This window comes from Providencia sp. PROV272 (assembly GCF_049901975.1).
Lineage (GTDB): Bacteria > Pseudomonadota > Gammaproteobacteria > Enterobacterales > Enterobacteriaceae > Providencia > Providencia stuartii.
Window position 1 is genome coordinate 1,250,917 of sequence record NZ_CP096291.1, and the last position, 22,532, is coordinate 1,273,448.

Sequence of the window (22,532 nt, forward strand, 5' to 3'; positions counted from 1 at the left end):
TAAGGTGCTGGTTTGCATTTATCGTGCTAGAATAGTGCCATGTATACTCTCTAATTTATCCATTATGAAATTCCCCGGTCAACGTAAATCAAAGCACTACTTTCCTGTTAGCCTCAGAGATCCGCTGTTACAGCCTATTAAAGAGCGTTTAGATGATGGCGAAAACTGCCAATCTTATATTGTCGGTATCGATCAAACACTGGTCGATATTGAAGCTAAAGTCGACGATGCATTCATTGAACGCTATCAACTCAGTAAAGGTCACTCTTTAGTGATTGAAGATGATGTTGCAGAGGCTTTATATAAAGAGCTAACCAGTAACGCATTAATCACACATGAGTATGCCGGGGGAACCATCGGGAATACGCTGCATAACTACTCCGTGCTGGCGGATGATCGCTCGGTGTTATTGGGAACGATGTGCAATAACATTCAAATTGGAAGCTACTCTTATCGCTATTTATGCCATACATCGAGCCGCATGGATCTCAACTATTTACAAGGGGTCGATGGGCCAATTGGTCGCTGCTTTACCCTTATTGCTGAAAACGGTGAGAGAACCTTCGCGATTAGCCCAGGGCATATGAATCGTCTACGCCCTGAAAGTATCCCAGAAGAGATTATTGCTGGCGCTTCGGCGTTAGTTTTGACCGCTTATTTGGTTCGTTGCAAGCCCGGTGAAACCATGCCAGAAGCCACGATGCAGGCGATTAGCTATGCTAAAAAGCATAATGTTCCCGTTGTATTAACACTCGGTACTAAGTTCGTGATAGCGCAAGACCCCCAGTTTTGGCGTGATTTTCTGGCTGAGCATGTCTCTGTTGTCGCGATGAATGAAGATGAGGCGCTAGAGCTAACAGGGTATAATGACCCGTTGTTAGCTTCGGATATGGCTCTAAATTGGGTCGATCTTGTGCTGTGTACGGCGGGGCCATCAGGGCTATATATGGCAGGTTATACGGAAGAAGCATTTAAACGCACCACCCAACACCCATTATTACCGGGCGCTATTCCTGAATTTAACCTCTATGAATTTAGCCGCGCAATGCGTCAGCAAGATTGTGAAGTTCCTATGCGCATATACTCTCATATTGAGCCTTATATGGGGGGACCTGAAAAGATCATGAATACTAATGGTGCAGGAGATGGCGCGTTATCCGCATTGCTACACGATATCACCGCAAACTCCTATCATCGCTTCAATGTGCCTAATTCCAGTAAGCATACGCGCCAATATCTAACTTACTCTTCGCTTGCTCAAGTGTGCAAATATGCAAACCGCGTGAGCTATCAAGTCTTGACTCAACATTCGCCGCGTTTAACGCGTGGCCTACCTGAAAAAGAAGACAGCTTAGAAGAGTCCTATTGGGAGCGTTAATACGCAAGCCTTTGCATAATGCCTCATTGTTTGAGCAAAACAGTGGGGTATTTTTTTAGCTCAATGCCAGAAAAAAATTCCCCCACATCGTGGGGGAAGAGGACACAAAAAATATCATCAATAATGGTTTAGGCGGGGATGAGTATAACGACTTATCTATGCTAAAAAGTGGAGAAAATGTGAATCTATTTATTATTAATTATTCTATTTTAGAATTTTTAATAGTGAAAAATCGCATATTAGTCGGGGGCGAACAGTTCACGCTCTCTCAGTAAACCAGTCATGATTGTAAAGAGTAAGCTGCATCCCTGATACAGGGATTAACATAACAGAATTACCAGATAAACAAAGGGAAGCCGAAGCTTCCCTTAAACGTGTTTTAATGAGAGGGTTTTAGATATTCATCTAGGCTTTTACCTTCACCGGCTGTGGGAGAAGGGTCATCATCCATTGAGCAACCATATTCAGTGACATCATTACACATAAAAGTTGCCATCGCTTTAGCAATTTCATGTTCACCAATAATAATATGCTCAGCGCCACGCTCTTTAATAAAGCTGACTTCATCATCGTAGTGCGCGCGAACAATCACTGTGATATCTGGGTTTAGCTCTTTAGCATGCGCGACGATTTCACCTGCTTCATAACCATTTGGAATGGTAAGAAGCAGCGTTTTTGCACACTCAATACGAGCAAGGCTGATGATATCTCTATTAGCACCGTTACCTAAAATAGCACTGAACCCGTTTTCTGCTAGCTCTTCAAATTTAGCGCGAGTATCTTCAACCACGACTAATGGGATATCACGTCTACGCAGTTTATCTGCCAGCATAGTTCCTACACGACCGTAACCAACGATAATTGCATGGCCACAAATATCGACAGGAATTTGAGTTTCTTCTTCCAAAGTCTCTTCGAGTAACTGCTCTTCGGCGGTTTCGGTCTTCTCTAAGTACTTATCCAATAAGCTGAACAGAACTGGGTTAAGCATAATAGAGACAATGGCACCGGCTAACACAAGGTTTTGTGCCTCTTTATCCATCACGCCAAGCGCCATTCCCATCCCCGCTAAAATAAAGGCAAACTCACCGATTTGGGCAAGGCTGACAGAGATGGTTAATGCGGTTCGCCGCGAGTGACCAAATAAACGCACAAGCACCAACGCTGCGGCGGATTTACCCACAATGATAATAGCGAGAACAGCAATCACACCTAATGGGTGATCAATAATGACCACAGGGTCAAATAGCATACCAACAGACACAAAGAATAGAACAGCAAACGCATCTCTGAGCGGTAATGTGTCTTGTGCTGCACGGTGGCTTAGTTCTGACTCATTTAATACCATACCAGCAAAGAACGCGCCAAGAGCGAAGGAGGCATCAAATAAGGCGACAGCCGCATAGGCGATACCTAATGCAAGTGCCAATACAGCCAATGTAAACAGTTCACGAGAGCCGGTGGATGCGGTGCGCGATAAAATCCAAGGTATGACTCTGCGGCCAATCACTATCATGAGGATAATGAAGGCGACAACTTTACCTATTGTCCATGCAAGACCGATGAGTAACTCACTTAAGCTGGCTTGCTCTGAATTCATAATCGCGGCGGCGGCTGGCAGTAGTACCAGTGTTAATACCATTGCCAGATCTTCAACAATCAACCAGCCGATAGCAATTTTACCGCGTTGACTGTCAATCAGTTGCCGCTCTTCTAAGGCGCGAAGTAACACTACGGTACTGGCTGTGGATAAACAGAGGCCGAAAACAATCCCTGAAAAGGTTCCCCAACCAAAAAGGGTGGAAAGGCCTAAACCTAACAGTGTAGCAACCGCAATTTGTGCAATAGCACCGGGAATGGCGATGGTTTTAACCGCCATAAGATCTTTAAGCGAAAAGTGTAACCCAACGCCAAACATCAGTAGGATAACACCTATCTCAGCGAGTTCAGGTGCAAGTGTTGTATCGGCAACAAAACCAGGTGTAAAAGGACCGGCCAAGACTCCAGCCGCAAGATACCCCACTAGAGGGGAAATTTTTAATCGCTGAGCGATCATACCTAACAAATATGCAAGGGCGAGACCACCAACAATGGTTGTGATTAAGGGCGTAGAATGCTCCATTTAGTCTCCTTTTATTAATTTGAATTTTTAGGAATAAAATTCCCGTATTTTGGAATGCGCTTTGCATATAATTCTATTTTATCGTTATTTGAGAAAAATTTCCTTAAAAAATTTCAATGTTTTTCAAATAAAAGTACTGTATTAGTGCTAAATCGTTACAAAGATGTCATTTTTATGATTTTTTATTGAATTTTAAGTGGGATATAGAAGGAAATGCCCATACTTATTTTTCAATAAGTATGGGTGAAATAAAGAGAAATGGTTATTTTTGTTCTAAATTTGGTAGTAGTACAGTGAAAATTCCTAATAATGGTAGAAAAGCACAATATTGATAAACTTGTTCAATACTGGTCTTATCGGCAATCTGCCCTAGCACTGCCGCTCCAACGCCTCCCATACCAAATGCTAATCCAAAAAATAGCCCTGAAATCATGCCTGTTTTACCGGGGATGAGATCTTGTGCGTAGACTAAAATGGCTGAAAATGCAGAAGCTAATATTAATCCGATAATAACGGTCAAAATACTGGTCCAGTACAGGGAAGCATGCGGTAGCATTAGCGTGAAAGGCGCAACGCCTAAAATAGAAAACCAAATAACATATTTGCGCCCGATCTTATCGCCAACAGGCCCACCAATCATGGTTCCTGCTGCGACGGCAAAGAGAAAAATAAACAGATGGAACTGGGCGTTTTGTACACTAACACCAAATTTATCAATGAGATAAAAGGTATAATAGCTACTAATGCTGGCTAGATAAAAGTACTTGGAAAAAATTAAAATCAGCAATATCGTCAATGAGCCAATCACCGCTTTACGTGGTAGTACTTTGACTTCCACGTGACGAACGGGTTTTTTGCTGGTGGTGCGATGCTGTTGCTTATACCAACGGCTCACTTGCAATAAAACCACAATAGCTAATAAGGCCGCTAGAGAGAACCAGCCAACGTTCCCTTTACCATATGGCTCAATGATGAGTGCCGCAAGTAGCGGGCCTAATGAGGAACCTAAATTTCCACCGACTTGGAAGAACGATTGTGCAAGGCCATGTCGCCCCCCTGACGCCATACGCGCAACGCGAGATGATTCAGGATGGAATACGGAAGAGCCTGTTCCTACCAGCGCAGCAGCAAGCAAAATAACCGGGAAGGTTTCCGCCATAGCGAGTAGCAACAAACCTGTTAGCGTAAAGCCCATTCCTATTGGGAGTGAATAAGGTTGTGGATGTTTGTCAGTATAATAGCCAATGATCGGTTGTAGTAGTGATGCCGTAATTTGGTAAGTCAACGTGATCAAACCAACCTGTGCAAAACTTAATGAAAAGTCGGATTGCAATAACGGATAAATAGCTAATATCAAAGACTGGATCATATCATTCAGTAAATGAGAGAAGCTAATTGCGGTTAGAATACTGAAAACGGTTTTGCCTGTTTTGCTGATAGGCTTTGATGGTGCGGTATTGCTAGAACTTGTTGTTTGGTCGCTCATAGTTAGTAACTTCTAGTTGTGTTGCACAATTGTTATCAATATAGCGTATTTGTAATTTATTTGAACTAATAAATATCACGATAAAAAAAGTCACTCGTGTCATTATTTTGATTGATGTCTCACTTTAATGAAACAAGCATCATTTTATGCACTGGTTATCTAATTATGATCGCGGTTTTGTGCTATATACTCATCATACTTCAACGTGTGGTGCTACTGACGGCGCTCATTCGTATGAGACACAGCCTGCCTTATATTTCTATGGTAATACGTCCGTGACGTATCTTAAATGATATAGAGTATAAGATAGGCGGTGATATTAAACTTATTATCTACTTATACCGCACAAAATTCCTATATCGGCAGGGAGAAAGAGATGAAATTAACCTTTAAAGCATCGGTATGCGCATTAACGGTATCTTTAGCACTGTTGCCTATCGCACAGGCAAATGCTTGGGAAAAAGATAAAACCTATAACATCACCATTTTGCATACTAATGACCATCATGGTCACTTCTGGCATAACGATCACGGTGAGTATGGCTTAGCGGCTCAAAAAACGGTGGTTGATGAAATCCGTGATGAAGTTGCGAAACAAGGTGGAAGCCTATTGCTGCTTTCTGGTGGTGATATCAATACAGGTGTACCTGAATCAGACTTGCAAGATGCAGAGCCTGATTTTAAAGGGATGAACTTAGTCGGTTATGATGCGATGGCATTAGGTAACCATGAGTTTGATAATCCGCTTGAAGTGTTACGTACCCAAGAAAAATGGGCTAATTTCCCATTCTTATCTGCCAACATTTACCAAACTAGCACCGGTAAACGCTTGTTCAAGCCTTATCAAATTTTTGATAAGCAAGGCGTCAAAATCGCCGTATTAGGATTGACCACGGACGATACAGCGAAACTCGGCAATCCAGCTAATTTCCCAGACGTGGAATTTAGAACGCCATCGGTAGAGGCGAAAAAAGTGATTGAAGAGCTGCGTGAGACTGAAAAGCCAGACATTATTATTGCAGCTACCCATATGGGGCACTACGATGACGGTCAACATGGTTCGAATGCACCGGGTGATGTTGAAATGGCTCGTAGTTTACCTGCTGGATATTTAGATATGATAGTAGGTGGTCACTCACAAGATCCCGTTTGTATGTCTGCGGAGAATAAAAACTATAAACAAGTCGACTATGTGCCGGGAACACCTTGTGCACCTGATAATCAAAATGGCACTTGGATCGTTCAAGCCCATGAATGGGGGAAATATGTCGGTCGCGCAGATTTCGAATTTAAAAATGGTAAGTTCACACTGAAACATTACCAATTGATCCCTATCAACTTGAAAAAGAAAGTGACTAAAGAAGATGGCACCACTGAGCGTGTCTATTACACTCAAGAAATTGCGCACAACCCAGAAATGATGAAGTTACTGACACCTTATCAAGAGAAAGGGGGTGAGCAGCTGAATGTTAAAGTTGGCTCTGTTGAAGGCAAACTCGAAGGCGACCGTAGTAAAGTTCGTTTTGTGCAAACTAACATGGGGCGTCTCTTGTTAGCAGCACAAAAAGAGCGTGCAGGTGCTGATTTTGCAATTATGAGTGGCGGCGGTGTCCGTGATTCGATTGAGAGCGGTGATATTACATATAAAGATGTTTTAAAGGTACAGCCATTTACGAATGAATTAGTGTATGTTGACTTCAAAGGCAGCGAAGTGCTTCCATATTTGCAGGCTGCTGCGAACATGAAACCTGATTCAGGCGCTTACGCACAGTTTTATAATGTCAGCTTGATTGTTAATCCGGATGGTAGCATCAGTGACGTGAAAATTGATGGTAAGCCAGTTGATCCTGAAAAAACTTACCGTATGGCAACACTGAATTTTAATGCTATAGGTGGTGATGGCTATCCGAAAATCGATAATCATCCTAACTACGTCAATACAGGGTTTGTCGATGCAGAAGTGTTGAAAGGCTATATTGAAAAACATTCACCACTAAAAGCGGCAGACTATGAACCAAAAGGCGAAATTGTTTATAAAAAATAATGCCCAAGTCGCCTATTAATAACATTTCAATAGGCGAGTGAACTGCTTACAAGGCCTGATCCCAGACAGTAACTGGGGTCAGGCCTTTTCGTTTGCTTTCATACTTTCATCTGCTTGCAATAGGCGAGTTATTGCCGTGTGCAAATGGGGGATAAAATCTTTTTTAGAGTAAGTCGCGAACTGGATTTGCGCCTTAAAAAAGGGTAATTGATGCGCTAAGGCGGGATATTTATTGTGTAGCCGAGTGATATGTTCATCTAATGTATCTGGCCAGTCTGTGTCGTTAGGCGTCCGTAAAATATTTGTAGAGCGGATAAGTTTCTTAGAAGCTTCTTTGGATAATTTTAAGAACGTTGCCTGATCATCTGTACTCGCCATTTTCTGAATGTAATCTAAGAGAGTGGTGTGATAATCACCATTGACGGCTAAGGCGATGGCCCTTGATGGGCGGAATAGAGGAAAATATCGGGAAAGGTCGTCACCATAAATGATACGGCAATGGTGCTTTAGCCAGTATCCCCAACTGTTGGTGTTATTCGGTGACAGGACCTCCTGTTGACTGGCTATATCGAAATCCACCTTTGGAACAATAGGGTAAAGTCGAAGGCTATTTTCGCCTATCTTGCTGAGCGCTAAAGCCTCTGTGTTATCAATATTGCCGTGAAAAATAACACAGAGATCCAGATCGGATTTAGGAGGAGTAGCTTTGCCACATGCAACGCTACCATAAATAAAAATACTGCAAATTCTATCGCCATACTGAGCGAGTAGTTGTGATTGAACAGATGTGAGTAGTTCTTGATATCTCGCGGGTATAGGTTGCTTTTTTAATGTGCAGATATAGCCATTTTCATCAACTGCCATTTTTGAGTACCTTTTTCATGATGAAGATTGCAGTAACAAGGAGCGTTTTATTCCCTCTTTATCTCGAGAAATCTATTTTGTGATCTGACCAAAAATAACGTAAATCCAGCAAGTTAACAAATGCCGTTGGTTAAGCTTACTAATTTTGCACCTTGAAAGAGGTCATCTACGGTATGTCTTTATGATCGATCACGGAAGCAGGCTCCGGTGGTGCACCAAGGATAACATTAGGCCAGCGCAATACAGCGGCTGACGCTTCTGTTTGTCCTCCGTAGGCGTATAACAGCATAATGCCGCCGGGCTTAATCGATTTTTGTATCGCTGCGGTATACAGATGGATCGGCATCATGGCGGGGCCATTGTAAGCAAATTGAGGAAATGTATTGATGACCCGTTTGGTTTCGATCCCCAATACATTAGCGGAAAACTCGGCATGCCAAGCTGTCGGGGCATTGAGTGCGACACAATCGATATCGTTAATAGAGAGTTTTGCTTTGGCTAATGCGCCTTTTACGGTCTGTTTAAGGTAATATTCTGCTGTTGAACGTAGCACGTGGGTTACTGGCTTATTGAAACTGAGGCGGATATGTTGCGCTGTTGGCGAATATTGGTCTTCGACGACCTTAAAGCACCAAGTGCCACATGTTTCACCAAGGTGTAACGATTTAGAGCCCAGCAGGCCATATCCTTCTTTAACAGGGCCTACGATGAAGGCGGTGGATGCGTCACCATGAAAACGCATGGCGGCATTGTCGTCGTCAAGTGCCCGAGAGAATAGTGCTGTGGCAATGACTAATACCTTGTTATTTAAGCCGCTGCTTACCAAGCCACAAGCTGTTAGTAATGCTGACATCGAGCTATTACAGGTTGCCCCAATATTAAAGGCGCCACCACCGATACCGAGTGCCTGTGCGATATAGCCTGCATCACCACAACCAATATGGTCATCAAACATGGAAGTGACAATGAGGCAATCTATATCACTAGCGGCGACTTTTGCGGCTGATAACACCTTGGTTGCTGCTTTGATCCCGAGTGAGGAAGCGCTTTCATGATTGACCACGACTCTGCGCTCGACACTGCCTAAAAAGGGATCGGATAGATAAGGTTGCATGGCTTTATCATAAAGAGACTGGTGTTGGTGAGTTGAAAATTTAGGTGAATGAGAAGAGGTGATGGCCTCTTTATCCCACCATGCATTAGTGCGTAAACCTTCTGGTAAATGAATGGCAACAGCTTGAATTCCAACTGATAACATAGGTTCTCCTTACATGGTTTCTATGATGATGCCAAATGCATTGAGCGTTCATAACATTCATCGCAAATAAAACAGAAACGGTTTTTAACTTTTAGGAGTCTGTTTGAGTTGTTACTATTAAGACGGATATAAATTATTATTTTATTTATACGGTAAAGGCGGATTCAAGTCCGAAGTGCAACGCTAAGCCGCCTTTCTTAGCTCCGCAAACACCACCGAAGGTTGTCTGAACCCCAGACACTTGCGTGGCCTGCTGTTCAACGCTCCCTGATAGCGTTGTAAGTCTTCTTCTGTCACTGTCCGCAGGTCTGTTCCTTTCGGGATAAACTGTCTTAACAACCCATTCGTATTCTCGTTCAGCCCACGCTCATGCGAGGCATACGGATGGGCAAAGTACGTATCTGCGTTCAGTGCTTCTGCTATCGCCTTGTGCTCACTAAACTCTAGACCGTTATCGAACGTTATTGTGTGACATACATCCTGATACTCACTCAGCAGTGAGATAATGGCCTTACTGACTTCCACCGCATCCTTTGAAAACACCTTTTTTGTCAGGTAAATACGGCTTTTGCGTTCTGCCAGTGTCACGATAGCACCAGTGCCCTGTTTACCCTGCACCAAATCGGCCTCCCAGTCCCCCAGACGGCTACGGTCATCGACGACTGACGGCCGTAGCTCAATGGATACCGCATCAGGGATGCGCCCTCGTTTCTGCCCGTAGCCCTTACGATATCGCCGTTTGCCCTGCCTAAGATGCCTGTACAACTCGCCACCGCTACGCTTATCCGCATAGATATACTGGTAAATCCATTCATGGCTGACGCTAAGACCAATAATGCTGCCAATTGCACTTATTTGCTCAGGACTCCACTTCCACTCCAGAGCAAATATCACGAAATCTATGGTCTGCTGAGGAATTGTCCTTTTGGCAGATGACAGCCGCCTATCACAGCACTTCTGGTGTGCCTGTTGTGGGTTATAACCAGTATCTGAAGTGTTACGCCTCAGTTCACGGGAGACCGTGGACTTGCTTACACCGATACGGATACCTATCTCATGGCAGGATAAATTATCCTCACGCAGTATCGATATCTGGTATCGTTGTCCTTCGGTTAGTTGCTGATACTTCATACTTACTCGCTCATCTTTGGTCGGAAGAGCAGGATAGCTTATCAGTAGCTAACCGTCCTTCCATCTAACATGACCGAGCGTTGCACTTATTATCTGAATTCGCGAAATAATAATTTTTGGATTTTTAAATGTAATATAAAAATAAATATTAATTTATAATTTTCATAATTCAAGCTGGTAGCATATAAAAATATGCTTATATATCAATCGATTTAATAAAGGTGCTCATTTATTTTAGATGATGACTATTTTATAAAGTTATGATAAATCGACTGGCTTATGACTTATAAATAATAAAGCATAAACCAGTATGATGAATTGATAGTGTAAGGGAAATGAGAGTATTATCGATAACAACGCTCAGGGGATTTACACTTTCTTTATTTCAGCAAATGTTGCATTGAGAACGCGAGCTAAATCCTGTGGCGCTATTTCAATGTCTAACCCTCTTTTACCGCCAGAAATAAAGATGGTGGAAAATTGTTGCGCTTGGCTATCGATAACGGTAGGCAGACGTTTTTTCTGCCCTAGTGGGCTTATCCCTCCAACTAAATAACCTGTTGTTTTTTGTGCTATCTGTGGGTCGGCCATTTCAACTTTTTTGGTTTTGAAAACCTTAGCAACCAGTTTTAAATCTAACTGCCCTGATACAGGGGTTACTGCAACCGCTAACGATTTTTGATCACCATTAAGTGCAACAAGTAGCGTTTTGAAAACTTGTTTAGCATCTAAACCAAGTTTGCTCACTGCTTCATTACCAAAATCATGCACATTAGGATCATGATCATAAGGGTGGAGCGTGAAGTTTATCTTTTGTTTTTCAAGTAACTTTACAGCGGGAGTCATGTTTTTACCTATTTTGTATTCAATTTCGTAGATAACTAACTAAACTATCATCACCAAATAAATGTAAAGCACCAACGGTAACCACATAATTACCATCAGGTAATGCCTTTAGCTTGCTACTCCAATCTTGGTTACGTTGTTCCATGAGAACACGATAAACATCATCACTGAATGTTTTAGGTAATGTGACACGGTTATGGGGTTGGTAATCAAGCCACCAGCTTATCATGGTCTGTAATGAACGGGCATTAGCGCGCCAGTGCTCTAACGTATCTTGTAATAAAGGTAAGCCTTCTTGGGGCAAGTTTAATAATAGCTCGACTTGCGCATCAGTACCTTCCAACTCGATGATTTTCATCCGCTGAGATTGTGCATTACGGAGTAATTGGTAATCAATCCCATAGTGCCCGTGTAGTCCTAACCCTTGAGCTTGGGTGGATTGTAAAATTAGGGCGACTTGCCATGAGGGTAACGCATCAAATTGGCTTGGATTTTGATGTATTTCTTGGCAGCAACTTTGCAGTCGTTGATATTCGTCAGTGCTTAGGCGATCTTGTAGGGGGGCACGAAGAGCATTATCGGTTATAAAGGGGGAGCGGGTATCCGTGATGTCGGCTTCAACAATCAGGGCATCGGCTCGATTGAGTTTATCGAGAAGAATGTCAGAAAGTGGAAACATGTTTTCAGTTCCCATATGAATACTACCAACAATATGCAGCTTAAGATTTTTTGATAAGCGAACATCAATAGCTGGATAAGGGTAGACGGGAGCTGCTTCTGTATGTAACCAGTTTTTTAAGTTTTCGAGCAGCTTGGCCATTTCACTTTCCTACGTTTTAGTATCAGTCCTTTAGATTAAACAATCTTGTAGCGATTTGCGACTCACTTTGCGCTATTTTATCTGTAAAATTGGATTGGGGTTAGGCATGATATCACGAGCAATTTACCTAAGCGTGAAAAGCCCGACATTCAGTTAAACTCAATGTCGGGCTGTAGACTATTGTTGTTTCGGTTTAAAGCGTAGCAGTCGGTTAGCGTTAGTCACGACGGTGATTGAGGAGAGAGCCATTGCTGCACCTGCAACCACAGGGTTCAACAATGTTCCTGTTAGAGGGTAAAGAATACCCGCTGCAATTGGGATCCCCAATGTGTTGTAGACAAAGGCACCGAATAGGTTTTGTTTCATATTGCGCAATGTGCCTTTTGAAATGGCAACCGCATCTGCAACACCATGTAGGCTTTGGCGCATTAAGGTAATCGATGCTGTTTCTATCGCAATATCACTGCCGCCTCCCATTGCGATACCAACATCGGCACGGGCCAGTGCGGGGGCATCGTTGATCCCATCGCCAACCATTGCCACTTTATGGCCTTTGGCTTGTAAAGCTTCGATTGCAGCCGATTTACCATCTGGCATGACGCCTGCGATCACTTCATCAATTCCCGCTTCTTTTGCGATGGCTTTTGCGGTAACTGGGTTATCCCCTGTTAACATAACTAAACGAAAGCCTTGTTTATGTAAGCGAGCTAAGGCACTGACGCTGTCTTCACGTAATGGATCACGGATAGAAAGCAATGCAGCGATTTTATCTTCTACGGCTAACAAAACGGGGGTGACCCCCATTGAAGCTTGTTGATGCAATGTTTCTTCAATCGCACTGGTATCGATATGACTTTGCATCAATAATTTTTGGTTACCAAGTAATACCGTTTTGCCTTCGATGACGGCACTGACACCGAGGCCCGCTAATGTCCTAAACTGTTCGCTTGTAGGGAAGGAGAGCCCTTTGGCTCGATTGACAATTGCACGAGCAAGCGGGTGGTTAGAGCCACTTTCCAATGAAGCCGCAAGTTGTAGTACTTCTGTCTCAGAAAAGCCATTAAAGGTATGGATATCGGTAACCTGTGGCATGCCTTCTGTTAATGTGCCCGTTTTATCGAAGACGATAGTGTCTAACTCACTTGCTTGTTGCAGAGCATCGGCATCACGGACAAGCACACCAAATTCTGCCGCCCGCCCAACGCCAGAGATGATTGACATGGGGGTCGCCAGACCAAGAGCACACGGACAAGCAATAATCAAAACAGTCGTGGTGATGACTAATGCGTAGGTAATTTGCGGGGCTGGGCCGACAAAATACCAAATAAGCCCTGAAATGACAGCAATGGCAACCACGACAGGTACGAATATCGATGAAATACGATCGGCTAATTGGCCAATTTGAGGCTTACTGCTTTGAGCTTGGCGCACAAGATGGATAATACGCGCTAGTGTGGTTTGGCTACCCACAGCCGCCGCGCGAAATAACACAGTACCATCTTGAACGACAGTGCCTGCATGTACCTGATCGCCTTTGCTTTTTTGTTGAGGAATGGGTTCACCGGTTAGCATCGCTTCATCTAGCCAGACTTCACCTTCAATAATTTCGCCATCAACAGGTACACGATCCCCCGTTGTTAGGCGTAAAGTCATCCCTTTCTTGACTTGCTCAAGTGGCATATCCACTTCACCTTGCTCGGTAACCACGCGGGCAGTCGGAGGCGTCAAGTCCAGTAATCGCTCTAAGGCTTTTGAGGAGCGCTGGCGGGCACGTTGCTCTAGTGCATGGCCTAAATTAATCAGACCAATAATCATCGCACTGGCTTCATAGTAGAGATGGCGTGCTTGCTCAGGGAAAATCTCAGGCCACAAGTTGACGACAATTGAGTATAACCAAGCAGCACCTGTACCGAGTGCGACCAAAGTATCCATTGTCGCACTGCCATTTTTTAGGCTTTGCCAAGCGTTTTTATAGAAATGACCACCAGCAAAGACCATCACAGCGAAAGTTAAAACCCCAATGGTTAGCCAAATTGAGTGGTTTTGTGGCGTGAGCATCATATTGTCGCCGATCATCCCCCAGATCATCACAGGGATACCAAGGGCTAATGCAAGTGCAGATTGCCAACGAAAACGGCGCATATTTGCATCAGCGACTTGTTGCTGCCGCGCTCGGCGTTCAGCTTCGTCTTGTATGATTTCGGCGCCGTAGCCAGCGTTTTCCACCGCAGCTATCAGTGCGGCTGGCTGCGCGGTTCCCGTCACTAGCGCGCTACGCTCAGCAAGGTTAACACGGGCATTTTCAACGCCCGGAACACTGTTGAGGGCTTTTTGCACTTTATTAACGCAACTTGCACAAGTCATACCATCTAATAATAGCTGGATACTGTCATCTGAAGGGGAGATGTCAGGTTGCTCGCCTAAATCGGACTCTTGAGCCGGTATTTCACAGATTGCCGCTGAGTCAGTTTCCGGCTGTTCAGGCGATTTTGCCAGCGGCTGCGTTTTTGGGAAGTTAGCCCCCGCTTGATTTAATGTGGCTTGGTAACCCGCATCAGCCACAGCGGCAATTAACGCCTCTACAGGTGCGTTACCATATATCACGGCAGAGTTAGTATCGACATCCGCATGATCAACACCGTCAACGGCCTCAAGGGCAAGGCGGGTTTTTTCAGCACATTTCATGCAACTAAGCCCCGATAATGCTAATGTCACCTGACTGGGTTGTGCCACTTTTGCATGATAGCCTGCTTGCTCAACCGCATTAATTAAGGTATCTGCTGCTGCACTACCGTAAACTTTTGCTTGTTGAGTATCGACAATAGCAGCCGCTACACCGTCAACCGCTTCAAGTGCTTGCTGTGTTTTACCGGCACAGTTCATGCAGCTAAGGCCGGATAGCTGTAGCGTGATATCCGGTTGTTCGGCCATTTTTGCGTCATAACCCGCCTGTTGAATAGTTTCAATCAATGATTGAGCGCTAGCATTACTTTCAATCACTGCATACTCAATGGTGACGTTGAAATGATCAATGTCCGAGCGGGCTTCAAGTGCTTTGGTGACTGTACCAACACAGTGCATACAACTTAGCCCTTGCAGGGAGAGAATGATTTTGCTACTCATAAGTAAAATCTCCTTAACTCATGACGGATCCTGTCGTTTTTATTATCATGGCAGAATACACTGAAATTTTTAAACAAATATAAATTTTTTGATATGTAGGGAAGGTTAAACCTTCCCTCAAGGGTAAGGTCAAGGGGTATGATGAATATTAGTGAAATTGCCAAGAAAACCGGTCTTACCGCAAAGGCCATTCGTTTTTACGAAGAAAAAGGTTTAATTACTCCACCTGAAAGGGGGGAAAATAGTTATCGCTATTATCAAGATAGACACCTTAATGAATTAGGTCTGTTAAAACAGGCAAAAGATGTCGGTTTTACGTTAGAAGAGTGCGGCGAGTTATTGAGTTTGTTCCGTAACCCAGCAAGACACAGTGCGGATGTGAAAAATACCACAATGGCGAAAATTGCAGAGTTAGAGCAGACAATCGCGAAATTGTCTGCTATTAAAGATACGCTGCAAAACTTAGTGGACGCTTGTCCCGGTGATGAGAATGCAGACTGCCCGATTATTGATCACTTGTCTCGGGGTTGTTGCCATCATGATAAGGCTTAACATGCAGAGTGATCCCATCCACTGAGGTGATGATCACCTCAGTGCCTGCTTTTAAAGGTTGCTCACTGTATGTTCGCCAACTGCCATCGGCTAGGCGTGCGCGGCTAAAACCTTCATCCGTATCGGAAATCAGACGGACTTTAGTGCCAATGAGTTGGTGGCTCTTTTGGTTGACCTCATCTGCTTGTGAGTTTTTACGTAAACTCAACCATTTCCGCCATAATACGGCTGAAAGGATAGTTAAGATAGCAAATAAAATCCCTTGCCATTCCCAACCCAGAAAAGGCAGCACGAAAGTAATGATAGCCACCGCAACAGCAGCGATCCCCGACCATAATAGATAACCACCGGTGCCGAGCAGTTCACCAATCAGCAATAAACCACCAAGGCACAGCCAAAACCATGCGGGTTGAGCGCTGATAAGTTCTATCATGAGTTTTCCTGTTTCTTATTCGAGTGCGTTTTTTTGCTTTCACCGACAAGTTCAGCAATCCCTCCGATAGCGCCCATTAAATTGCTCGCCTCAAGTGGCATCATGATCACTTTACTGTTGTCAGCAGAGCCAATACTTGTCAGTGCCTCGGTATATTTCTGAGCAACGAAATAGTTGATTGCTTGCATATCACCCGCCGCGATAGCCTCAGAAACCATCTTAGTCGCTTTTGCTTCCGCCTCAGCAGCCCTTTCACGGGCTTCTGCTTGTAAGAATGCAGATTGACGATCCCCTTCTGCTTTGAGAATTTGTGACTGTTTTTCACCTTCCGCTTTCAAGATAGCCGCTTGACGAATACCTTCAGCTTCCAGAATGTCGGCACGCTTAGTACGCTCTGCTTTCATCTGCGCATTCATCGCGTTGACTAGCTCTTTCGGCGGCTTAACATCACGAATTTCGATACGGGTGATTTTCACCCCCCAAGGGTTGGTTGCGTCATCCACAATGTGCAGAAGGCGTGAGTTGATGGAATCTCGTTGTGACAACATCTCGTCCAGCTCCATGGAGCCTAATACGGTACGAATATTGGTCATTGTCAGGTTCAAAACAGACAGCTCAAGATTGCTAACTTCATAAGCTGCACGCACTGGGTCAACGACTTGAATAAAACAGACGGCATCGATGGTGACGTTAGCATTATCACGCGAGATAACTTCTTGCGATGGGATATCAAGGACTTGCTCCATCATATTGATGCGACGACCTATTTTATCCATAAATGGCACAATAATATGTAACCCCGGCTGCAATGTTCTGGTATAACGACCAAAACGTTCAACCGTCCATTGATAGCCTTGCGGTACTGTTTTGACACAGGTAAAAACAATAACAATCGCAATAAAAATAATAATCGGTATAGCACCAAACGCGAACAAATCCATGATCATTCCTTATTTAGTAAAGTAATGAATATACTTGTCGGCGATACTTACTGGCCATCGCATCTCCTGTTCCCATTGCCGACATAATATCCATCATTGTTTTTTTCACGGCGCCATCTCCAGCGCTGAGGTCTTTTTTCAAGAAGCTAAATAGCATTTCTAAAGCTTCTTCATTGCGATTCACTTCATGTAATTTTAATGCCAATTGCACAGCTAGCTCGGCATTGTCTGAGTCAGCATCAAATTCTTGTTGTAATTGCTGGATCTCTGGCGTATCCGCCGCTTGTCTGAGCAACTCAATTTGTGCCACTAACCCTTGATAGCGGCTATCTTGGTCCTGCATCGGAACCGATGTCAGTGTTTTTTCTGCCTCATCCACAAGATTCAGACCGATCTGTGTTTCTGCTAATAACAGGGTGATATCACTATTTTTCTCATTAAGCTGATGCGCTTCTTTAAGTAACGGTAGCGCTTCCTGAGGTTTCCCCTCAGCAATCAACTCTGCTGCTTGTGCGGCTTTCAACTCTTCTGGACTAGGCAATACGCGCGAAAGCATCTCTAATACGACTTCTTCGGGTTGAGGGCCTTGGAAACCATCAACAGGACGACCTTCTTGCAGAATATAAACGGTTGGTATTGCTCTAAGACCAAATTGAGCTGCAACATTTTGCTCTACGTCACAATTGACGCGCGCCAACATAAACAGACCCGCATAGTCATTGGCAATTTTATCGAGAGTCGCACCAAACTCTTGACAGTGCGGGCTTTGTGCAGACCAGAAGTAGAACATAACTGGCATCTGCATGGATTGTTCTACAACTTGGTGTAAATTTTGTTCATTAACATCCACGATTTGGGCAAAAGATTGCATAAAATATCTCTTTTAAATAAGTTTTTAATACTCTAAAGGTGGGGCTATTTTATTTTTTTTCAAGCCTTTTTTCCCTGACCTGCCAGTATTTTATCCATCAAGCAATCCGGTAGCAGCCGTTTCAGTATGCGAACTATGACGGTGAGCAAAGTGACTGAATAACGGATACGTGGACGAGGGCTTTCAAGGGCATGTACCAATTTTGCGACCACATGTTCTGGCGTTAAGGTAAAACGTTGTGCAATTCCTGGGTTTTTAACCGGATTATCTTGCTGTGTTTGCGCCACATTACTGGTGAAATTGGTATGGATGGGGCCTGGTTCAATTAAACTGACATGGACACCCGTGCCTTTTAGCTCCAAACGGAGTGCATCGGACCATGCCTCTAACGCATATTTACTCGCTGCATAGGCACCACGACCCGGCGTTGAAATAATTCCCATTACCGAGCTAGTTTGTACGATACGCCCCTCATGATGAGCTAGCATGGCTGGAAGCAAGCGCAAGGTCAATTGGTGTATTCCGAAAAAGTTAGTCGAAAATTGAGACTCTAATTGCTGGCGGTTAATACTCGTTAGCGCGCCGTACACACCAAAACCGGCATTATTGAATAAGCCAAAAAGGCGCCCTTGGCATAGCGTCAATACCTCATCGGCAGCGCTATCTATGCTATGGCTATCATCGAGGTCGAGTACAACAGTATCGAAGCCTAGTCCTTTTAGGTGCAAAACATCAGCTTCTTTACGGCAGGCAACTATCACATGATAACCTCGTTTGCGAAGTGTTTGGGCGGCACAAAAGCCAATACCGCTAGAAGCACCGGTGATAAATACCGACTTTTGCATAACTTTACCTACCTATAGGCTCAAATTGATATAAAAACTGCTTTACAATTACCCACTTATTTATTCTTTTAATTTGCTGAAGAAGTTAAATAAGGGAGTAATTGTTTTTCCATAAAATCAGCGATAGAAGGTTGAGCTTCTACAGTTGGGTGAATACCATCTTGTTGGATCCACTCAGGTTTAGTAATGATGGTTTCCATATAAAAAGGCAGTAGTGGAACCGCGTTTTGTTGTGCAAGTGCAGGATAAACATTTTCGAAACTAGAAGTATAACGCTTACCGTAGTTCGGCGGTATACGAATTTGCATTAAAAGCGGTTTCGCACCGGACTGCGTTATTTGTTCAATAATTTGTTGTAGTGTGTTCTCCATCTGTTTAACAGATAGCCCTTGCAAACCATCGTTTGCACCTAACTCGATCAATACCCAATCGGGTTTGTGTTGTTCAAGTAAGGCAGGAAGGCGCTCGAGCCCTTGGGCTGAGGTGTTTCCACTAATGCTACCGTTAATGACAATAACGGGTGGCGACGATTTCTGCCAACGTTCGGCAAGGAGTGAAGCCCATGCTTGCTCTGCCGGTAAGCGATAGCCTGCACTGAGGCTGTCACCAAGGATTAACAGTTTTGTGGCTGCGAGTGTTTGCCCACTTGCGACAAATAATAGGAGAAATACCAGTAAATGTCGGCGGAAAATATTCTTGAAGTTCATCATCTCATTAAACGTGTTGGTCAAGGGGAACATGAACTCACTATATTGCAAGGTGTTGAACTAATTGTCGAGTCCGGTCAAACAATTGCATTAATTGGCGAGTCTGGTTCTGGTAAGTCGACTTTATTAGGCATTATTGCCGGTTTAGATGATGGTAGCAGTGGCAGCGTTAGCCTATTAGGGCACGAATTGACCCAAATGGATGAAGAACAACGCGCTTATTTGCGTGCCCAGAGTGTGGGCTTTGTTTTTCAATCTTTTATGTTGATACCAACACTTAATGCCCTCGAAAATGTGCAATTGCCTGCTCTATTGCGAGGTGAGCCAGAGTCACAGAGCTATCAACAAGCAGCAGCCTTGCTTTCTGAACTTGGGTTAGGCCATCGCTTAAAACATATGCCGGCGCAGTTATCTGGAGGTGAACAGCAGCGCGTTGCATTAGCAAGAGCATTTAATGGGCGGCCTAAAATTCTGTTCGCCGATGAGCCAACGGGAAACCTTGACCGACATACTGGCGATAAAATCGCCGATCTTCTATTTTCCATGAACAAAGAGCATGGCACAACATTGATCCTTGTGACACATGATAACGAATTAGCTGCCCGTTGCCAGCGTCGCTTACGACTGGTAGATGGTGTATTGAGGGAAGAAGCATGATTTGGCGTTGGTTTTGGCGTGAGTGGAAAACGCCATCACTTCTGATCGTCTGGCTGGCGCTGACTTTAGCCGTCGCTTGTGTGCTTGCTTTAGGGCGTATTAGTGACCGTATTGAAAATAGCATCAGCTACCAAAGCCGAGAGCTATTAGCGGGTGACTTGGTGTTGCGCTCCTCTTATCCCAGTGATCCTGAGTGGTTGCAACAAGCAGAAGCGATGGGGCTAAAACTAAGCCAACAAATGTCGTTTTCTACCATGGCTTATTCGACGGCTGATGAAGATTTACGTCCACAATTAGTGCTGGTTAAAGCCGCAGATCAGGCTTATCCACTTTATGGTGAGCTTATCACTGAGCCAGCCGGACTTCGACCAACCAAAGGGGAAATTTTAGTTGCCCCTCGCTTGTTGGAGTTACTTAACTTAAAAATTGGCGATAACATCGATATTGGCGACGCGACCTTAAAAGTTGCTGGAACATTAGTCCAAGAGCCGGATAGCGGCTTTAACCCATTCCAAATCGCTCCGAGAGTACTTATCTCATTAGAAGATGCTGAATTGACAGGCGCCGTACAGGTGGGGAGTCGATTAACCTATCGAGATATGTTTGCTGGAGAAACCGCCACAGTTGATGCTTTTGAATCTCAGTTTGATGAGCAATTAAGAACGGATCAACGTTGGTTTACGTTAAAAGAAAATAGTGGGGCGGTAGGAAAAACTTTCCAGCGGGCGCAGCAATTTTTATTACTGTCGGTATTGCTGACATTGTTGCTAGCAATAGCGGCGGTGGTGGTATCGATGACTCACTATTGCCGTAGCCGCCACCAATTAGTTGCTGTACTTAAAACCTTGGGTGCAGGGCGCTCGGCGTTACAAAAATGGATAATAGGCCAGTGGTTGGCTATTTTGATAGCCGCAGCCTTGCTAGGGTCGCTACTAGGGCTAGCTTTTGAAGGTATTTTAATGCAAATACTCGGTGCAATGCTGCCGAAAGCGTTACCTTCTGCCAGTTTATGGCCATGGGTTTGGGCGATTGGAACTTTGTTTGTGATTGCTATTCTCGTGGGGATTCGTCCTTATCGTCAGTTAATTGCAACGCAGCCATCACGGGTATTACGTGAAGATGCTAACTCACCTGTTTGGCCATTACGTTACTATTTACCTATTGTCACCTTAATTGTTGTTGGTGGGTTATTTCTGTTTACAGGTGTGAACCCACTATTATGGTCGATTTTAGTGGGCATCGTGATCGTCGCTATTTTATTAGCTTTGATTGGTTGGTTGGGGTTATGGGTACTACGCCAATTTAAGTTTAAGCAATTAAGCTTACGGCTTTCGGTGAGCCGTTTATTGCGTCAACCTTTACAAACGGTCTCGCAAATGAGTGCCTTTTCACTCTCATTTATGCTGTTAGCCCTGTTGATTCTAGTCAGAGGGGATTTATTGGATAGGTGGCAGCAACAACTGCCAGCGGATAGCCCTAATTACTTTTTGATCAATATGAATGAATCGCAGATTAAACCTGTAACAGAGCTACTTGTGCAACACCAAGTGAAGCCGACGGAGTTTTATCCTGTGATCTTAGCGCGTTTATCAGAGATAAATGATAGCTCAGCGATAGAGTGGGCGGACGAGCGTGATCCAAATAATAATACCGTGCGACGCGAGCTGAGCCTAACATGGCGAGCTAAACTACCGGAAGCCAATGTGGTTGATGAAGGCACTTGGCCGCCTAAAGACGGTGAGGTCTCTATCGAGCAAACCGTCGTGAAACAATTAGGACTTAAAATCGGAGATAAACTCACTTTTAATGCCGGCGCTCAGGTATTTAGTGCAACAGTCACTAGTATTCGTACTGTTGATTGGGAAAGTTTGCGACCAAACTTCTTCTTTATCTTTGCTGAAGGAACATTAAAAGATGTGCCTGCAACATGGATGAGCAGTTTCCATTATGATGGCGACGGTAAGCTACTGACAGACTTAAGTCGTCATTATCCAACCATCAATGTATTGGATACAGGGGCATTAATTACTCAAATACAACAAATCCTTCAACAGGTCAGCCAAGCACTGGAAGTGATGGTCGTGTTGGTGATCTTTTGTGGCCTACTGTTGTTATTAGCGCAAATTCAGGTTGGTATGAGTCAGCGGGAGCGTGAGTTAGTGGTCTATCGTACCTTGGGGGCAAGCCGGAAACTGATGCGTAAAACCTTATGGAGTGAGTTTGCGCTATTAGGGCTAATGGCTGGATTAGCTGCTGCCTTTGGTGCTGAGGTCGCTTTATGGTTACTGCAAACTCGGGTGTTTGATTTCCCTTGGCAGCCTGAATGGTCAATGTGGTTACTATTACCATTATGTGCAGCCCTATTACTGTCTATTTGTGGTAGTTGGTTAGGATTAAGATTGCTAGGAACAGGCAATCAGCATCGTCGCATGCCGAATAATTAATCGCATTGAT

The 22,532-nt window shown here is 44.1% G+C and carries 18 protein-coding genes; 5 read left to right on the forward strand and 13 right to left on the reverse strand.

The features are described from left to right. Positions 1–64 precede the first annotated feature (64 nt). The gene (locus M1E93_RS05610) at positions 65–1,378 is read left to right on the forward strand and encodes an inosine/guanosine kinase (protein WP_426207276.1); all 1,314 of its coding nucleotides are present in this window, start codon (positions 65–67) and stop codon (positions 1,376–1,378) included. A 379-nt stretch (positions 1,379–1,757) separates the two neighbouring features. Here the strand turns inward: M1E93_RS05610 and ybaL are convergent, their stop codons facing one another. Continuing rightward, positions 1,758–3,500: a YbaL family putative K(+) efflux transporter gene (ybaL, locus tag M1E93_RS05615; RefSeq protein ID WP_004922404.1), complete on the reverse strand. Its 1,743-nt coding sequence runs from the start codon at positions 3,498–3,500 to the stop codon at positions 1,758–1,760. Positions 3,501–3,762: 262 nt separating this feature from the next. Next, entirely contained in the window at positions 3,763–4,986 is a 1,224-nt protein-coding gene (locus M1E93_RS05620) for an MFS transporter (protein WP_004922399.1), read from the reverse strand. 376 nt (positions 4,987–5,362) lie between these two features. Between M1E93_RS05620 and ushA the strand changes: the two genes are divergently transcribed. Next, positions 5,363–7,030 carry a bifunctional UDP-sugar hydrolase/5'-nucleotidase UshA gene (gene ushA / locus M1E93_RS05625; RefSeq protein WP_426207182.1) on the forward strand — a complete coding sequence of 556 codons (1,668 nt, stop codon included), beginning with the start codon at positions 5,363–5,365 and terminating at the stop codon, positions 7,028–7,030. Positions 7,031–7,108: 78 nt separating this feature from the next. On the opposite strand, the gene M1E93_RS05630 is transcribed toward ushA, so the two are convergent. The 6 genes from M1E93_RS05630 to copA form a co-directional block, all read right to left on the reverse strand. After that, positions 7,109–7,894, reverse strand: a complete 786-nt coding sequence (locus M1E93_RS05630; protein ID WP_426207183.1) for a nucleotidyltransferase domain-containing protein — start codon at positions 7,892–7,894, stop codon at positions 7,109–7,111. A gap of 166 nt (positions 7,895–8,060) precedes the next feature. Further along, positions 8,061–9,152, reverse strand: a complete 1,092-nt coding sequence (locus M1E93_RS05635; RefSeq protein WP_014656547.1) for a 3-oxoacyl-ACP synthase III family protein — start codon at positions 9,150–9,152, stop codon at positions 8,061–8,063. A 183-nt stretch (positions 9,153–9,335) separates the two neighbouring features. Then, positions 9,336–10,283 carry an IS30 family transposase gene (locus tag M1E93_RS05640; RefSeq protein WP_140035165.1) on the reverse strand — a complete coding sequence of 316 codons (948 nt, stop codon included), beginning with the start codon at positions 10,281–10,283 and terminating at the stop codon, positions 9,336–9,338. 369 nt (positions 10,284–10,652) lie between these two features. Next, a complete protein-coding gene (gene ybaK, locus M1E93_RS05645) occupies positions 10,653–11,129 on the reverse strand; it encodes a Cys-tRNA(Pro)/Cys-tRNA(Cys) deacylase YbaK (RefSeq protein ID WP_163885404.1) in 477 nt (158 codons plus the stop codon). A gap of 19 nt (positions 11,130–11,148) precedes the next feature. Continuing rightward, a complete protein-coding gene (locus tag M1E93_RS05650; protein WP_004922384.1) occupies positions 11,149–11,949 on the reverse strand; it encodes a TraB/GumN family protein in 801 nt (266 codons plus the stop codon). 177 nt (positions 11,950–12,126) lie between these two features. After that, positions 12,127–15,072 (reverse strand): copper-exporting P-type ATPase CopA, encoded by a 2,946-nt coding sequence (gene copA / locus M1E93_RS05655; RefSeq protein ID WP_053110363.1) that lies wholly within the window; start codon positions 15,070–15,072, stop codon positions 12,127–12,129. Between the two features lie 141 nt (positions 15,073–15,213). On the opposite strand from copA, the gene cueR reads away from it, so the two are divergent. Continuing rightward, positions 15,214–15,624, forward strand: a complete 411-nt coding sequence (gene cueR / locus M1E93_RS05660; RefSeq protein WP_014656544.1) for a Cu(I)-responsive transcriptional regulator — start codon at positions 15,214–15,216, stop codon at positions 15,622–15,624. On the opposite strand, the gene M1E93_RS05665 is transcribed toward cueR, so the two are convergent. The 5 genes from M1E93_RS05665 to tesA form a co-directional block, all read right to left on the reverse strand. After that, complete coding sequence (locus M1E93_RS05665) at positions 15,578–16,057, reverse strand: NfeD family protein (protein WP_004922378.1); 480 nt, start codon at positions 16,055–16,057, stop codon at positions 15,578–15,580. The two genes, cueR and M1E93_RS05665, sit on opposite strands and share 47 nt — an antisense overlap. Beyond that, on the reverse strand, positions 16,054–16,998 hold the full coding sequence (locus M1E93_RS05670) for an SPFH domain-containing protein (RefSeq protein ID WP_014656542.1): 945 nt from the start codon (positions 16,996–16,998) through the stop codon (positions 16,054–16,056). Before M1E93_RS05670 ends, M1E93_RS05665 begins: the two co-directional genes overlap by 4 nt. A gap of 13 nt (positions 16,999–17,011) precedes the next feature. Beyond that, on the reverse strand, positions 17,012–17,869 hold the full coding sequence (locus M1E93_RS05675) for a co-chaperone YbbN (protein WP_014656541.1): 858 nt from the start codon (positions 17,867–17,869) through the stop codon (positions 17,012–17,014). A 59-nt stretch (positions 17,870–17,928) separates the two neighbouring features. Continuing rightward, positions 17,929–18,714 carry an SDR family oxidoreductase gene (locus tag M1E93_RS05680; protein ID WP_004922369.1) on the reverse strand — a complete coding sequence of 262 codons (786 nt, stop codon included), beginning with the start codon at positions 18,712–18,714 and terminating at the stop codon, positions 17,929–17,931. Between the two features lie 68 nt (positions 18,715–18,782). Further along, positions 18,783–19,424: a multifunctional acyl-CoA thioesterase I/protease I/lysophospholipase L1 gene (gene tesA / locus M1E93_RS05685; protein ID WP_053110361.1), complete on the reverse strand. Its 642-nt coding sequence runs from the start codon at positions 19,422–19,424 to the stop codon at positions 18,783–18,785. On the opposite strand from tesA, the gene ybbA reads away from it, so the two are divergent. Further along, the gene (gene ybbA, locus M1E93_RS05690; protein ID WP_014656538.1) at positions 19,392–20,078 is read left to right on the forward strand and encodes a putative ABC transporter ATP-binding protein YbbA; all 687 of its coding nucleotides are present in this window, start codon (positions 19,392–19,394) and stop codon (positions 20,076–20,078) included. The genes tesA and ybbA overlap by 33 nt on opposite strands. Further along, positions 20,075–22,522, forward strand: a complete 2,448-nt coding sequence (gene ybbP, locus M1E93_RS05695; protein WP_426207184.1) for a putative ABC transporter permease subunit YbbP — start codon at positions 20,075–20,077, stop codon at positions 22,520–22,522. Before ybbA ends, ybbP begins: the two co-directional genes overlap by 4 nt. The last annotated feature ends 10 nt before the right edge of the window (positions 22,523–22,532 follow it).